The sequence below is a fragment of the Streptomyces sp. NPDC056580 genome, assembly GCF_042793175.1.
In the GTDB taxonomy this organism is placed as follows: domain Bacteria; phylum Actinomycetota; class Actinomycetes; order Streptomycetales; family Streptomycetaceae; genus Streptomyces.
Genome location: NZ_JBHTVE010000001.1, coordinates 421,281 through 435,014, shown reverse-complemented (window position 1 = coordinate 435,014; position 13,734 = coordinate 421,281). Strand labels below are relative to the sequence as shown.

Annotated in this window: 13 protein-coding genes and 1 pseudogene; 11 read left to right on the top strand and 3 right to left on the bottom strand. The window is 74.5% G+C overall.

Annotated elements, in window-relative coordinates; translation table 11 throughout:
- The first annotated feature begins 16 nt into the window (after positions 1-16).
- The 10 genes from ACFQ9Z_RS02020 (at position 17) to ACFQ9Z_RS01975 (ending at position 9,408) form a co-directional block, all read left to right on the top strand.
- Positions 17-478, top strand: a complete 462-nt coding sequence (locus ACFQ9Z_RS02020) for a fluoride efflux transporter FluC (RefSeq protein WP_383009637.1) — start codon at positions 17-19, stop codon at positions 476-478.
- Positions 475-855, top strand: a complete 381-nt coding sequence (locus ACFQ9Z_RS02015; protein ID WP_383009635.1) for a DUF190 domain-containing protein — start codon at positions 475-477, stop codon at positions 853-855. The genes ACFQ9Z_RS02020 and ACFQ9Z_RS02015 overlap by 4 nt, the downstream gene beginning before the upstream one ends.
- Positions 852-1,226 (top strand): fluoride efflux transporter CrcB, encoded by a 375-nt coding sequence (gene crcB, locus ACFQ9Z_RS02010; RefSeq protein ID WP_383009633.1) that lies wholly within the window; start codon positions 852-854, stop codon positions 1,224-1,226. Before ACFQ9Z_RS02015 ends, crcB begins: the two co-directional genes overlap by 4 nt.
- 75 nt (positions 1,227-1,301) lie before the next feature.
- Positions 1,302-2,138 carry an undecaprenyl-diphosphate phosphatase gene (locus ACFQ9Z_RS02005; protein ID WP_383009630.1) on the top strand — a complete coding sequence of 279 codons (837 nt, stop codon included), beginning with the start codon at positions 1,302-1,304 and terminating at the stop codon, positions 2,136-2,138.
- Positions 2,139-2,310: 172 nt separating this feature from the next.
- Positions 2,311-2,988 (top strand): FadR/GntR family transcriptional regulator, encoded by a 678-nt coding sequence (locus ACFQ9Z_RS02000; RefSeq protein ID WP_383010293.1) that lies wholly within the window; start codon positions 2,311-2,313, stop codon positions 2,986-2,988.
- A 73-nt stretch (positions 2,989-3,061) separates the two neighbouring features.
- On the top strand, positions 3,062-4,078 hold the full coding sequence (locus ACFQ9Z_RS01995; RefSeq protein WP_383009628.1) for an asparaginase: 1,017 nt from the start codon (positions 3,062-3,064) through the stop codon (positions 4,076-4,078).
- A gap of 41 nt (positions 4,079-4,119) precedes the next feature.
- Complete coding sequence (aspA, locus tag ACFQ9Z_RS01990; RefSeq protein ID WP_383009626.1) at positions 4,120-5,529, top strand: aspartate ammonia-lyase; 1,410 nt, start codon at positions 4,120-4,122, stop codon at positions 5,527-5,529.
- Between the two features lie 46 nt (positions 5,530-5,575).
- A complete protein-coding gene (locus ACFQ9Z_RS01985) occupies positions 5,576-6,514 on the top strand; it encodes a glutaminase (RefSeq protein WP_383009624.1) in 939 nt (312 codons plus the stop codon).
- 99 nt (positions 6,515-6,613) lie between these two features.
- Positions 6,614-8,017 carry a polyprenol phosphomannose-dependent alpha 1,6 mannosyltransferase MptB gene (mptB, locus tag ACFQ9Z_RS01980; protein ID WP_383009622.1) on the top strand — a complete coding sequence of 468 codons (1,404 nt, stop codon included), beginning with the start codon at positions 6,614-6,616 and terminating at the stop codon, positions 8,015-8,017.
- A complete protein-coding gene (locus ACFQ9Z_RS01975) occupies positions 8,014-9,408 on the top strand; it encodes a glycosyltransferase family 87 protein (protein ID WP_383009620.1) in 1,395 nt (464 codons plus the stop codon). Before mptB ends, ACFQ9Z_RS01975 begins: the two co-directional genes overlap by 4 nt.
- A 59-nt stretch (positions 9,409-9,467) precedes the next feature.
- Here the strand turns inward: ACFQ9Z_RS01975 and ACFQ9Z_RS01970 are convergent.
- Positions 9,468-10,301, bottom strand: a pseudogene (locus ACFQ9Z_RS01970) (D-alanyl-D-alanine carboxypeptidase family protein); the annotation flags it as partial.
- 171 nt (positions 10,302-10,472) lie between these two features.
- Positions 10,473-11,624 carry a transcription termination factor Rho gene (gene rho / locus ACFQ9Z_RS01965; RefSeq protein WP_383009618.1) on the bottom strand — a complete coding sequence of 384 codons (1,152 nt, stop codon included), beginning with the start codon at positions 11,622-11,624 and terminating at the stop codon, positions 10,473-10,475.
- A 397-nt stretch (positions 11,625-12,021) separates the two neighbouring features.
- Here rho and ACFQ9Z_RS01960 point away from each other — a divergent pair, with 397 nt between their 5' ends.
- Complete coding sequence (locus ACFQ9Z_RS01960; RefSeq protein WP_383009616.1) at positions 12,022-13,269, top strand: cytochrome P450; 1,248 nt, start codon at positions 12,022-12,024, stop codon at positions 13,267-13,269.
- Positions 13,270-13,288: 19 nt separating this feature from the next.
- On the opposite strand, the gene ACFQ9Z_RS01955 is transcribed toward ACFQ9Z_RS01960, so the two are convergent.
- Positions 13,289-13,687 carry a nuclear transport factor 2 family protein gene (locus tag ACFQ9Z_RS01955; protein ID WP_383009614.1) on the bottom strand — a complete coding sequence of 133 codons (399 nt, stop codon included), beginning with the start codon at positions 13,685-13,687 and terminating at the stop codon, positions 13,289-13,291.
- Between the last annotated feature and the right edge of the window lie 47 nt (positions 13,688-13,734).

Here is a 13,734-nt window from a genome sequence, read left to right as displayed (position 1 = left end):
CAGGAGATCCACGCGCATGACAGCCCCGGAAACCGAGAGCCTCCGCGCCCGCCCCGCGTCGCGGCGGCGGTCCGCGTGGCGCACCCAGGCCCCCGTCGTCGCGGTGGTCGCGGCCGGCGGCGCCCTCGGGGCGACCGTCCGCTACGCCTTCACCCTGGCCTGGCCCACCCCGCCCGGCGGCTTCCCCTGGGCCACCTTCTGGACCAACGTCACCGGCTGCGCCGTGATCGGCGTCTTCATGGTGCTGATCACCGATGCGTGGGCCGCCCACCGCCTGGTGCGCCCCTTCTTCGGCACCGGCGTGCTCGGCGGTTACACCACCTTCTCCACCTACGCCGTCGACATCCAGAAACTGGCCGACGGCGGGCACCCGCGCACCGCGCTCGCCTATCTCGCCGTGACCCTGCTCGCGGCCCTCACGGCGGTGTGGGCGGCCTCGGCCGCCGCCCGGGCCCTGCTCACCAGGAGGCAGCGATGACATCCCTCACCGGCCGGGCCCTGCGGCTGACCGTGTACATCGGCGAGGACGACACCTGGCACCACAAGCCCCTCTACTCCGAGATCGTGCACCGCGCGCACGCCGCCGGTCTCGCCGGGGCCAGCGTCTTCCGGGGCGTCGAGGGCTTCGGCGCCTCCTCGCGCATCCACACCTGCCGGCTGCTGTCGCTGAGCGAGGACCTGCCCGTCGCGATCGTCGTCGTGGACACCGAGGAGCGGATCCGGGCCTTCCTGCCGCAACTGGACGAACTCGTCGCCGAAGGCCTGGTCACCCTGGACGAGTGCGAGGTCGTCCGGTACACCGGCCGGACCCCGGAACCGGACGGAACGGGCCCCGAGGGTAAGAGGTCGTTGTGAACTGGCTGCTGGTCGTCCTGGGCGCACTGGTCGGGGCGCCGCTGCGCTATCTCACCGACCGGGCCGTCCAGGCCAGGCACGACTCGCTCTTCCCCTGGGGCACCTTCGTGGTGAACGTCACCGGCTGCCTGGCCCTGGGCCTGCTCACCGGCGCCGCCTCCGCCGGAGCCGCAGGTCAGCACCTTCAGCTGCTGCTGGGCACCGGCCTGTGCGGGGCCCTGACGACGTACTCCACCTTCTCCTACGAGACGCTCCGACTGACCGAGGCCGGTGCGAGCCTCTACGCTGCGGCCAACGCCGCGGCGAGCGTGGTGGCCGGCCTGGCGGCGGCCTTCGCCGGGGTATGGCTCGCCGGAGCCCTGTGGGCGTAGCGACCGGTCCCGCGGACCGGGCATAGTAGGGGCGTCTACAGCCTTGTCGACCAACTCTTCTCAGAACTGGATCCCATGAGCGCCATCTCCGTCGGTCAGGCCGTCGTCCTCGGAGTCGTCGAGGGGGTGACAGAATTCCTCCCCGTGTCGTCCACCGGCCACCTCAAGATCGTCGAAGGCCTCATGGACATCCCCGTCGACGACAAGTCCGTGGTCGGGTTCTCGGCCGTCATCCAGGTCGGCGCCATCGCGGCCGTGCTCGTGTACTTCTTCAAGGACATCAAGCGGATCGTCTCCGCCTGGTTCCGCGGGCTGACCAAGCCCGAGGAGCGCTACCACCACGACTACAGGTTCGCCTGGTGGGTGATCGCCGCCACCGTCCCGATCGTCGTCGTGGGCCTGGCGGCGAAGCCGCTGATCGACGGGCCGCTGGCCTCGCTCTGGGTCGTCGCCGGCTCCCTGATCGCCGGGTCCGGTGTGATGTGGGCGGCCGACCAGATGGGCCGGCACAAGCGCGGTGAGGACGACACCTCCTTCAAGGACGCGATGCTGGTCGGCTGCTCGCAGATCCTCGCGCTGCTCTTCCCCGGCTTCTCCCGCTCCGGCGCCACCATGTCCACCGCGCTCGTCCTCGACCTGGACCGGGTCGCGGCCACCCGGCTGTCCTTCTTCCTCGGCATCCCGGCCCTGACCGGCGCCGGCGTCTACGAGCTGAAGGACGCCCTCGGCGCCGGCGTGGGCGCCGCCCCGCTGGCCGTCGGCACGATCGTGTCCTTCGTCGTCGCCTACGCCTCCATCGCCTGGCTGCTGAAGTTCGTCGCCAAGCACTCCTTCAACGCCTTCGTGATCTACCGGATCGTGATCGGCGTGGCGCTCCTCGGTCTCCTCGCGACCGGCACGCTCAGCGGCTGAGCGCGGTCACCGGCCACCCGCGGGGTGCGGCAGCCCGGCCACGGGCGCCGCACCCCGTGTCCGTTCCCGGGGCCGGCCCGCCTTGACAGGCCGCTCCCGCTAAGCGCAGGATCGCTCCGTGAACCTGTCAGACAGCCAGACAGGTGGTTCCGGTCCGCGCCGCGTCAGCGCCATGGAGGCGGTCCTCGGCCACCTGCGCGGCGCCATCGAGAACGGCGAGTACGCGGTCGGCGACAAGCTGCCCTCCGAGGCCGAGCTGTGCCGCACCCTGGAGGTCTCCCGGCCCGTGCTCCGCGAGGCACTGCGCGCCCTGCAGACCATGGGCCTGACGGTCTCCCGGACCGGCAAGGGGACCTTCGTGGTCGCCGACGCCGTCGACGAGCCCACGTTCGGCGACTACACGGCCGGCGACCTGCTCGAGGTCCGCCGCCACGTCGAGATCCCGGTCGCCGGGTACGCGGCCGTCCGCCGCACCCCCGAGAACCTGGACCACCTGCACCGGCTCCTCGACCGCATGGAGCGGGAGACGGACACCACCGCGTGGGTCGCCATGGACAGCCTCTTCCACCTCGCCGTCGCCGAGGCCGCCCAGAACCCGGTGTTCCGCCGGGTCATCGAGGAGATCCGCGACGCGCTGGCACGCCAGTCCGCCTTCCTCAACGAGCTGGGCGGGCGCCGGGAGCAGTCCAACCGCGAGCACCGGGCGATCGTCGAGGCGCTGGTGGACGGCAGCGAACACGACGCCGTCCAGGCCATGAGCCACCACCTCGACCGCGTCGAGACGACCCTCACCGACATCGTGCGCGCCGGCCGCCCCGGCCCGTCCGCCGGCGGCGGCCCCGGCGCGTGACCCGCCTCCGGCTCGCCGGTCCCCGCCCCGGCCCCGTCCTCCCCGCCCGCACCGACCACCGATTCAGGCAGTGATGTACAGCAGCTCTCCCGCGCCCGCACCAGTCGTCCGTGAACCCCTGCACGCCCCCGTCGCCCACCTCGTGCGCGGTGGCGTGGTCGAGGGCGTCCACTACGGCTCGGTCGTCGTCCTCGGCGCCGACGGCCGCGTCCGGCTCCAGCTCGGCGACGTAGAGGCCGCGTTCTACCCCCGTTCGGCCCTCAAGCCGCTCCAGGCCGTGGCCATGCTGCGCGCCGGGCTCCCGCTGGACGGCGCTCTGCTCTCCCTGGCCGCCGCGAGCCACTCCGGCGAGGAGCGCCACCTCGCCGGCGCCCGGCGGATCCTCGAACTCGCCGGGCTCGGCGAGGACGACCTGCGCAACGTGCCCGACATGCCCTACGGCCCGCAGGTCCGGGACGCCTGGATCCGGGAGGGCCGGGGGCCCTCCCGGCTCGCCCAGAACTGCTCCGGCAAGCACGCGGCGATGCTGTGGACCGCGAAGGCCAACGGCTGGTCCCTGCCCGACTACCTGGATCCGGCCCACCCGCTGCAGCGGGCCGTCGCCGCCACGATCGAGGAGCTCACCGGCCAGCGGATCGCCCGGGTCACCGTGGACGGCTGCGGCGCGCCGCTGTTCTCGGTCTCGCTGCACGGCCTCGCCCGCGCCGCCGCCCGCCTCACCACCGCGGCGCCCGGCACCCCGGAGGGCCGGGTGGCCGACGCGATGCGCGAGCACGCCGAGATGGCCTCCGGCGCCGGCCGGGACGTGGCCGAGCTGATGCGGGCCGTGCCCGGTCTGCTCGCCAAGGACGGCTTCGAGGGCGTCCAGGTCGCCGCGCTCCCGGACGGCCGCGCCGTCGCCGTCAAGATCGCCGACGGTGCGAACCGGGCGCGGATACCCGTGGCCGCCGCCGCCCTGGCCCTGGCCGGCGTCGACCCGGCCCCGCTCACCGCGTTCGCGGGCGAGTCCCTGCTCGGCGGAGGGCAGCCGGTCGGCCGGGTGCGGCCGGTACCGGCACTCGACCCGGCGCCGCTCCCGACCTGCGCCTGACCCCCTCCCGCCCCCGCACCTCCGAAAGAGGGCCGCACCCCATGACCGCCGCCACCCGAAGCGAGCACGACCTGCTCGGCGACCGCGACGTGCCCGCCGACGCGTACTGGGGCATCCACACCCTGCGCGCGACGGAGAACTTCCCCATCACCGGCACCCCGATCTCCGCCTACCCGCACCTGATCGACGCCCTGGCCGCCGTGAAGGAGGCCGCCGCCCTCGCCAACGAGGAACTCGGCCTGCTGGAGCCCCGGAAGGCGGCCGCGATCATCGCCGCCTGCCGGGAGATACGCGCCGGCGAGCTGCACGACCAGTTCGTCGTGGACGTCATCCAGGGCGGCGCCGGCACGTCCACCAACATGAACGCCAACGAGGTCGTGGCCAACCGCGCGCTGGAACTGCTCGGCCACGGCAAGGGCGAGTACGCGCACCTGCACCCCAACGAGGACGTCAACCTCGGCCAGTCCACCAACGACGTCTACCCGACCGCCGTCAAGGTCGCGACGGTGTTCGCGGTGCGCGGCCTGCTCAGGGCCATGGCCGTCCTGCAGGACGCCTTCGCCAACAAGGCCGTCGAGTTCCGCGACGTGCTCAAGATGGGCCGCACCCAGCTCCAGGACGCCGTGCCGATGACCCTCGGCCAGGAGTTCTCGGCGTTCGCCGTCATGCTCGACGAGGACCGCGGCCGGCTCGCCGAGGCCGTGGAACTCATTCACGAGATCAACCTGGGCGCCACCGCCATCGGCACCGGCCTCAACGCCCCGGCCGGCTACGCCGAGGCAGCCCGCCGGCACCTCGCCGCCATCACCGGGCTGCCCCTGGTCACCGCCGCCAACCTGGTCGAGGCCACCCAGGACTGCGGCGCCTTCGTGCAGATGTCCGGGGTGCTGAAGCGGGTCGCCGTCAAGCTCTCCAAGAGCTGCAACGACCTGCGCCTGCTCTCCTCGGGCCCGCGCGCGGGCCTCGCCGAGATCAACCTGCCGCCGGTGCAGGCCGGTTCGTCGATCATGCCGGGCAAGGTCAACCCGGTGATCCCCGAGGTCGTCAACCAGGTCGCCTTCGAGGTCATCGGCAACGACGTCGCCATCACCATGGCCGCCGAGGCGGGACAGCTCCAGCTCAACGCCTTCGAGCCGCTCATCCTGCACTCCCTGTCGGAGAGCATCACCCACCTGCGCAGCGCCTGTCTGACCCTGGCCGAGCGGTGCGTCACCGGCATCACCGCCAACACCGAGCGGCTGCTCGCCGCCGTGGAGAACTCCATCGGGCTGGTCACCGCCCTCAACCCCTACATCGGCTACACGGCCGCCACCGACATCGCCAAGGAAGCCCTCGCCACCGGCCGGGGCGTGGCCGAACTCGTCCTGGAGAAGGGCCTGTTGCCCGCCGACCAGCTGGCCGGCCTGCTGCGCCCCGAGATCGTCGCGGGCAGCGGGGCGCCCGCCGCCTGATCCACGCGGGCACGCGACGGAGTGCCGGGACGGGCCCGGCGGCACAATGGCGGTCATGGCAACGACGTCGCCCCCCGCCTTCCTGCCGGTCCTGGAGCGCATCGCCCAGGAACTGGGCCGCACCCCCGGCCGCGGGCGCCCCGCCGACTACATCCCGGCCCTCGCGGCCCGCGATCCGCGCAGCTTCGGCATGGCGGTCGCCGAACTGGACGGCACGGTGTACGGGGTGGGGGAGTGGCGGCAGCCGTTCTCCACGCAGTCCATCACCAAGGTGTTCACCCTCGCCCTCGACCTGGCCCGCGAGGGCGACGAACTCTGGGAGCACGTGGGCCGCGAGCCGTCCGGCAACCCGTTCAACTCCCTGGTGCAACTGGAGTACGAGAACGGCATCCCGCGCAACCCGTTCATCAACGCGGGCGCGCTGGTCGTCACCGACCGCCTGCAGACCCGCACCGGGGACGCCGCCGGCGAACTCCTCGCCTTCCTGCGCGCCGAGAGCGGCAACCCCCGGCTGGACCTCGACCTGGAGGTCGCCGCCTCCGAGACCGCGCACGGCGACCGCAACGCGGCCCTCGCCCACTTCATGGCGTCCTACCACAACATCGACAACGAGGTGCCGGTGCTGCTCGACCAGTACTTCCGGCAGTGCTCCGTCGCCGCCTCCTGCGCCGACCTCGCCCTCGCCACCGGCTTCCTGGCCCGGCACGGCATCCGCGCCGACGGCACCCGGCTGCTCACCCGCAGCCAGGCCAAGCAGGTCAACGCGGTGATGCTGACCTGCGGCACGTACGACGCGGCCGGCGACTTCGCCTACCGGGTCGGACTGCCCGGCAAGAGCGGCGTCGGCGGCGGGATCATCGCGGTGGTCCCGGGCCGCTGCACGCTGTGCGTGTGGAGCCCGGGCCTCGACGAGCGGGGCAACTCGGTGGCGGGCGTGGCGGCCCTGGACCGGTTCACCACGCTCACCGGCCTCTCGGTGTTCTGACCCGGCGGCGCCCGCTTCGCACACGCCGGTCACGCAGGGGCCGCCCGGCGGTGCCGGAAGCGTCGCTCCCCGGCCACCCGGCGTTGCCAGGCTGACCGCGTGCCGGCCCTCACCGCTCCCCTCGATCTGCGCCGCTGCCGGCTGCTCGGGCTGGCCGGCACCGCCGTCCTCGCGCTGGGCGGCAAGACGGCGGGCGCCCTGCCCGTGCGCGACCTGCTCGCCCCTGCCTCCGCGCGGGCCGCGCTGGGCCTGGTCGGGGTCTACTGCGGCGTCGTGCTGCTCACCGCGGCCTGGGCCCTCCTCGGCCGGCTGGTGCGCGGCCCGCGACCGCCCGGCGTGCGCGCCCTGCTGACGGTGCTCGCCGTCTGGGCGGCCCCGCTGCTGCTCGCGCCCCCGCTCTTCAGCCGGGATGTCTACAGCTATCTCGCGCAGGGCGCCATGGTCGACGCCCACATGGACGTCTACGCCCACGGGCCGGCCCGGCTCGGCGGCCCGCTCGCCGAGGAGGTGGCCCCGGTGTGGCGGCACACGGCCGCCCCCTACGGCCCGGCGTTCCTGGGTCTGGCCTCGGCGCTGTCCGCCCTCACCCGCGGCGAACTGCCCGCGGGCCTGGTCGGCATGCGTCTGGTCGCCGTGCTCGGGGTGGCCCTGATGGCGGCGGCGCTGCCCCGCCTCGCCCGGCACAGCGGCGCCGACCCGGCCGCGGCACTGTGGCTCGGCGCCCTCAACCCGCTGGTCCTGCTGCACCTGGTCGCGGGCGCCCACAACGACGCGCTCATGCTCGGCCTGCTCGGGCTCGGCCTGGTCGCGGCCCTCGGCCGGTGGCCCCTGCTCGGCACGGTGCTCATCACCCTCGCCGCCCTGGTCAAGGCGCCCGCCGCGCTGGGCCTGCCGGCGGCGCTGCTCCTCCAGGTCCACTCCGGCCGCGGCCCGCTGCGCGCCACGCTGACGACGGCGGCCGGCGCCGCGGCGACCACGGTCCTGGCCACCGCCCTGGCCGGCACCGGATACGGCTGGATCGGCGCCCTCGACACCCCTGTCTCCGCGCACAACTGGGCCCTGACCAGCCTGCTCGGCCGGGCCACCGGCGCCCTGCTCGAACACCTCGGCAGCGGCCTCGCCCCGTTCGCCGTGCCCGCCTGGCACCTGCTGGGCCTGGTGGCCACCGGCGTCGCCGTGACGCTGATCTGGCTCCGGCTGCGCCCGCTGCCGGTCTACGCGCTCGGACTGAGCCTGCTGACGGTCGCCGTGCTCGGCCCGGCGATCCGGCCCTGGTACGTCCTGTGGGGCCTGTTCCTCGTCGCGGCCGCCGCGCCCAGCACGCCGGTACGGCACCGGGTGGCCGCCCCGACCGCCGCCCTGGCCCTCGCGGTGCTGCCGAGCGGCGGCCCGCCCGGCCCCGGCCAACTCGCCCTCGCCGTCTGCGGCGCGGCCCTGGGGCTGGTCCTGCTGGGACAGGCGCGCCTGGCGGCCGGGGCGCCGGCGGCGGGACGCACGGCATGAAGGGCCCCGCGCTGCCGCGCACCGACCGCGGGCGCCTGCTGCTGGTGGTGGCCCTGGCCGCCGCGGTGACCGTCTTCACGGCCACCGTGCCCCTGCTGCGGGACTTCTTCGACCTGCGCGTCTACTACGGGACCGTGCACACCTGGGCCGCGCACGGCGGCCGGATCTACGACTACCGGGTGCCGGGGACGTCCTACGGCTTCACCTATCCGCCGTTCGCCGCGCTGGCCATGCTGCCGCTCGCCCTGGTGGGCCGGCACACCGCGATCGCCGCCTCGCTCCTGGTGAACCTGGCCGCGCTGGCCGTGGTCCTGCGCGTCCTGGCCGGGCCCGGTTGGCGCCGGCACGGCTGGTTCCGCTGGTCGCTGGCGCTGTGCGCGCTCGCGCTGTTCGAGCCGCTGCGGGACACCGTCAGCTTCGGGCAGGTGAACCTGGTGCTGCTGGCCCTGGTGCTCGGCGATGCCTGGCTGCTCGGGACCGGCCGCGGCCGGTGGGCCGGCGCCGGGATCGGGCTGGCCGCGGCGGTGAAGCTCACGCCCGCCCTGTTCATCGCCCTGCTGCTGCTCGCCCGGCGGTGGCGGGCGGCCGCCGTGTCCGGCTGCGTGGCACTCGCGGCGACCGGGCTGGCCGCCTGGGCGGACCCGGGCGCGTCCCGCTTCTACTGGACCGGGGCGCTGTGGGACACGAGCCGCGTAGGCCGGCTCGACTACGTGTCGAACCAGTCGCTGCAGGGCGTCCTGGCCCGCCTCGGCGAGCCGGACCGCGCCCTGTGGGCCGGCGCTGTGCTGCTGGTGCTGTGCGGGTGGGCGTGGCGGGCCCGCAGGGCGGTGGCGGCGGCCGACTGGCCCGCGGCCTTCGCGCTCACCGGCGCGGCGGCCTGCCTGGTCAGCCCGGTCACCTGGGTGCACCACCTGGTGTGGCTGCTGCCGTCGCTGGTGGTGCTGGCGCGCGCCGGGCGCCCGCGGCTCGCGGGAGCCCTGTACGCGGTGCTGTGCACCAGCGTGGTCTGGCTCTGGGTACGGGATGCCTCCGGCCCGGGCGGCTTCCTGGGCGGCAGCGCCTACACCTGGGTCACGCTCGGTCTGCTGCTGGGCCTGCCGGCCGGTCAGCCGCGGGCGCCCCGGCTGATCCTGGCCCGCAGCACCAGCGCCAGCGCCGCCGCGCCGAGCCCGGAGAAGCCCACGACGGCCGCGGTGGGCGCCCAGTCCGAGTCGTCGTCCGGCGCGGGGGAGGCGGGCGCGGCGGCGGCGGGGGCGGCGGCCGCGGCGGGGGCGGCCGGGGGGCGCAGCGCGTCCAGCGATCCGACCGGGTCCACCCATCCGGCCGCGGCGAAGCCCCAGTCGAGCAGTTGCCGGGCCTCCTCGTACACGGCCAAGCCGCCGCCTTCCTGAGGGTTCATCACGGTCACCACGAGGGTGCGGCCGTCCCGGCGCGCCGCGGCGACGAGGGTGTTGCCCGCGTTGCTGGTGTAGCCGTTCTTGATCCCGATCAGCCCCGGGTACGGGGTCACACCGTCCTCGCCGGTCAGCAGGCGGTTGGTGTTCTGGATCTGGTACGGGTATCCGTCGCCCGGGAACTCGGACCGGGCGGTGGAGCAGTACCGGGCGAAGTCGGCGTTGCGCAGCCCCGCCCGTCCGAAGACGGCCAGGTCGTACGCCGAGGACACCTGGCCGTCGGCGTCGTAGCCGTCGGGGGAGACGACATTCGTGTCCAGGGCGCCCAGGGACCGCGCCTCGGCCTGCATCTTCCTGGCCGTGGCCTGCCAGCCGCCGCCGCCCAGCGAGGCCAGCACGTGCACGGCGTCGTTGCCCGAGCTGAGGAAGACCCCGCGCCACAGGTCGGCCACCTGGTAGCTGTGCCCCTCCTCGACGCCGACCAGGCTGCTGCCCTCGCCGACGTCCTCCAGTTCCCGGTAGTCGACGGTGTGCCGCATGCCGGCGGGCAGGCCGGGCAGCAGGGTGAGGGCGAACAGGGTCTTCATGGTGCTCGCGGGCGGCAGTGGGCGGTGCGCCTCGTGCGCGGCCAGCACCTTGCCGCTGTCGGCGTCGGCGACCAGCCAGGACAGCGCGGAGACGGCCGGCAGCCCGGGGGCGCCCCGCTGGGGTCTGACCTGTGTGCCGGAGTGCTGGAGCAGGGACGGCGGCGGCACCGTGGTGCGTGGACCGGGCGGTGCGGGATCCTCCGCACGGTGTGCGGCGGAGGCGGCCGGTGCGAGGGCGAGGACGCCCACCGCACACAGGGAGCAGGCCGTGACGGCGACCCGACGAGAGAATCCGGTGATCATAAGATCAACATAGGAAGGCGGGGCGGCCTCGGCGGGCTGCCCGCGCCGGACGGCCTACGGGAGCAACCCGGATGCCGCACCGGCGGGTGGGTCGGGAGCGGTTCGGCCGCCGGGCGCGCGGGCGGGCGGGGAGCGATCCGGCCGTCGCCCTCGGTGGTGGTCCCGAGCGGCTCAGCCGACGGCGGGCAGGGTCGGCTGGACGCGGCGCAGGAACGTGGCGTTGTCAGGGGTGTCCCGCATCCGCCCGAGCAGCGTCTCCAGGGCGGCCGGTCCGCCGTCGCGGGAGCGCAGGGCCCGGCGCAGGCCCCGGGTGGCCGCCGACTCCGCCGGGGTGAGCAGGAGTTCCTCGCGCCGGGTGCCCGTGGCGTCGATGTCCACGGCCGGGAAGAGCCGGCGGGCGGCGAGTTCGCGGTCCAGCCGCAGCTCCATGTTGCCCGTGCTCTTCAGCTCCTCGAAGAAGTAGCCGTCGGCGCGGGAGCCGGTGTCCACCAGGACGGTGGCGAGGATGGTGAGCGAGCCGCCCTCCTCGGCCTGCCGGGCGGCGCCGAAGAACCGCTTGGGGCCGAGCAGCGCGCCCGCGTCGACACCGCCGCTCAGGGTGCGGCCGCCGGCGGCGGAGGCGTTGTTGTGAGCCCGGCACAGCCGGGTCAGCGAGTCCAGCAGGACGACGACGTCCTCACCGGCCTCGACCAGCCGCTTGGCCCGTTCCACGACCAGTTCCGCCAGGGCGATGTGCTCCCTGGCCGCCCGGTCGAAGGTGGAGGCGTACACCTCGCCGCGCACCGAGCGACGCATCTCGGTGACCTCCTCGGGGCGCTCGTCCAGCAGCAGGACCATCAGCCGGCTGCCGGGGTGGTTGCCGGCGACGGCGGCGGCCAGTTGCTGCAGCAGCACGGTCTTGCCGCTCTTCGGCGGTGCCACGATCAGCCCGCGCTGGCCCTTGCCGACCGGCGCGAACAGGTCGGTGACCCGCCCGGCCAGTCCGGACGCCGGGTGTTCCAGGCGCAGCCGCTCATGGGGGTGCACCGGCGTGAGGTCGTGGAAGTGCGGGCGGGAGCGGAGTTCGGCCGGGGTGCGGCCGTCGACCAGCGTGATGCCGGTCAGGCCGTGCTGCGCCGTGCTCTCACCCTGCACGAGGTCGCCCCGGCGCAGGCCGTGACGGCGGATCAGCGCTGGGGAGACCTGGGGGTCGGTGGGGGAGGGCAGCAGGTGCGCGGCCCTCAGGTGCCCCTTCCCGCGCGCGTCGACGTCCAGGACGCCGGTGACGGGCCGGGTGGTCCGGGGCCGCTGTGCGACAGGGGGGTGTTCGAGTGTGGTGGTCATGCCGGGAGGTCCTTTCACGGACGGACGAAGGAGACAGGAGGGGAACGGGCCGCGAGCGGGAGACGGACACACGGGTGTCTCCGGGCGGCGGGAACGGCACCTCGGGTACGTCGAAGAGGCCTGGTCACGAGGTGGCGCCGGGAAGCCGGTGCGCCGGGAGCCGGAGAGACCGGCGGGCGGATCGGCGCGATGAGGGAGAACTGGCACCGGCGTCCGCGGAGGGACGTGCACGGGTGCTGTCGGCACAATACCACCCGGTGGAGCGGCCTGTCCGTGACCGAGTCAACACGCCGCCGCGGCCGGACATTCCCGCCGGTGCGAAACCCCAGGCCAAGCGGCCTCGGGAGGCCTACGATCGTCGGCGTCACCCTCGTCGTACGAGCGTCAGGAGCTGCCGGTGGAGACCTCGCCCGCCATGCCGCCGCACCGTCTGGACCCCGCCGGCGGCTGCCCGCACGCCGGCAACGCGCGACTGCTGGCCCGCGGCGCCGTGACCCCGGTCGAACTGCCCGGCGGCATCGTGGGCGCGGCCGTGCTCGGGCACGAGGCGCTCAGGGAGTTCCTGCAGCATCCCGACGTGGCCAAGAACGCGCGACACTTCACGGCGCTGCGCGAGGGGCGGATAGCGCAGGGGTGGCCGCTGCTCACCTTCGCGACCGTGGCGGGCATGACCACCGCCGACGGGGCTGACCACCGGCGGCTGCGCTCCCTGGTCAGCCGCGCCTTCACGCCGCGGCGCGCCGAGGAACTCCGGCCGCGCGTCGAGGAGTTGACCGAGTCGCTGCTGGACGCACTGGCGGTGGCGGCCACGGCGGGCGGAGGCGTCGCGGACCTGCGCCGCCACTTCGCGCTGCCGCTGCCGATGGGCGTCATCTGCGAACTCCTCGGCGTGGAAGCCGGGTTCCGGGACCGGCTGCACCGTCTCAGCAGCCGGATCGTGGCCACCGACACCGAGCCCGCCGAGGCCGTCGCGGCCAACCGCGAACTGCTCGCCGTGCTCGGGGAGATCGCCGCCGCGAAGGCCGCCGCCCCCGGGGACGACCTGACCAGCGCGCTCATCGCGGCCCAGGACGAGGACGGCGACCGGCTCAGCCCGCAGGAGCTGATCGGCACGCTCGTCCTGATGATCATCGCCGGGCACGAGACCACGCTCAACCTGATCACCAACGCCGTACGCGCCCTGTGCGGCCACCGCGACCAGCTCGACCTGGTGCGCGCGGGCGGTGCGAGCTGGGCCGACGTCGTCGAGGAGACCCTGCGCTGGGACGCGCCGGTCAGCTACTTCCCGTTCCGCTATCCGGTGCGCGACCTCACCCTGGCCGGCACGCTCATACCCGCCGGCACCCCGGTCCTGGCCGGCTACTCCGCCGCGGGCCGGGACGAGGCGGCGCACGGCCCGGATGCCGGCCGGTTCGACGTCACCCGGCCCGCCCGCCCCGGCTCCGTACGCCACCTCTCCCTCGGGCACGGCGCCCACTACTGCCTCGGCGCACCGCTGGCCCGCCTGGAGGCGACCGTCGCGCTGGAGCGGTTGTTCACCCGCTTCCCCGGACTCGAACTCGCCGTCCCCGACGCGGAACTGAGCCCGCACGCCGGGTTCGTCGGCAACAGCGTGCGCGCCCTTCCGGTGCGTCCGGCGCCCTGAGGCGCGGCGGCCGCCGCGGTCAGACCGGACGCGTCCGGGCCTCCCGCTCGATCGAGTCGAACCGGGCGCCCATGGCCGCGGCGAGCGCCTGGGCGCCCGAGAGCGGACGCACCATCACCGTGAGCCCGTCGATCAGGCCCTCGTCGTCGAGGTGGATGAAGTCGCAGCCGGTCAGCTCCCGGTCGCCCACCCGCGCGCGGAACACCAGAGCGTGGTCGCGGCCGTCCGCACCGGCCAGCTCCCGCTCGTAATGGAAGTCCTCGAAGACCTGGGAGACCCCGCGCAGGATCGCCGCGGTGATCGCCCGGCCGGAGTACGGCTTGAAGACGACGGGACTGGTGAAGACGACGTCGTCGGCCAGCAGCGCCTCGACGGCGTCCAGGTCGCCCGACTCGACCGCCTCGCGGAACGCGCGCATCGGATCTCCCCGCATAGTCAACTAGTTGAATAGGTGCGGATGAGGGT

What these genes read in the sequence shown, in the direction of transcription:
- ACFQ9Z_RS02020 (WP_383009637.1), top strand. Translation starts at nt 17, where the DNA reads ATGACAGCCCCGGAAACCGAGAGCCTCCGCGCCCGCCCCGCGTCGCGG.
- ACFQ9Z_RS02015 (WP_383009635.1), top strand. Translation starts at nt 475, where the DNA reads ATGACATCCCTCACCGGCCGGGCCCTGCGGCTGACCGTGTACATCGGC.
- ACFQ9Z_RS02005 (WP_383009630.1), top strand. Translation starts at nt 1,302, where the DNA reads ATGAGCGCCATCTCCGTCGGTCAGGCCGTCGTCCTCGGAGTCGTCGAG.
- ACFQ9Z_RS02000 (WP_383010293.1), top strand. Translation starts at nt 2,311, where the DNA reads ATGGAGGCGGTCCTCGGCCACCTGCGCGGCGCCATCGAGAACGGCGAG.
- ACFQ9Z_RS01995 (WP_383009628.1), top strand. Translation starts at nt 3,062, where the DNA reads ATGTACAGCAGCTCTCCCGCGCCCGCACCAGTCGTCCGTGAACCCCTG.
- aspA (WP_383009626.1), top strand. Translation starts at nt 4,120, where the DNA reads ATGACCGCCGCCACCCGAAGCGAGCACGACCTGCTCGGCGACCGCGAC.
- ACFQ9Z_RS01985 (WP_383009624.1), top strand. Translation starts at nt 5,576, where the DNA reads ATGGCGGTCATGGCAACGACGTCGCCCCCCGCCTTCCTGCCGGTCCTG.
- ACFQ9Z_RS01975 (WP_383009620.1), top strand. Translation starts at nt 8,014, where the DNA reads ATGAAGGGCCCCGCGCTGCCGCGCACCGACCGCGGGCGCCTGCTGCTG.
- rho (WP_383009618.1), bottom strand. Translation starts at nt 11,624, where the DNA reads ATGACCACCACACTCGAACACCCCCCTGTCGCACAGCGGCCCCGGACC.
- ACFQ9Z_RS01955 (WP_383009614.1), bottom strand. Translation starts at nt 13,687, where the DNA reads ATGCGCGCGTTCCGCGAGGCGGTCGAGTCGGGCGACCTGGACGCCGTC.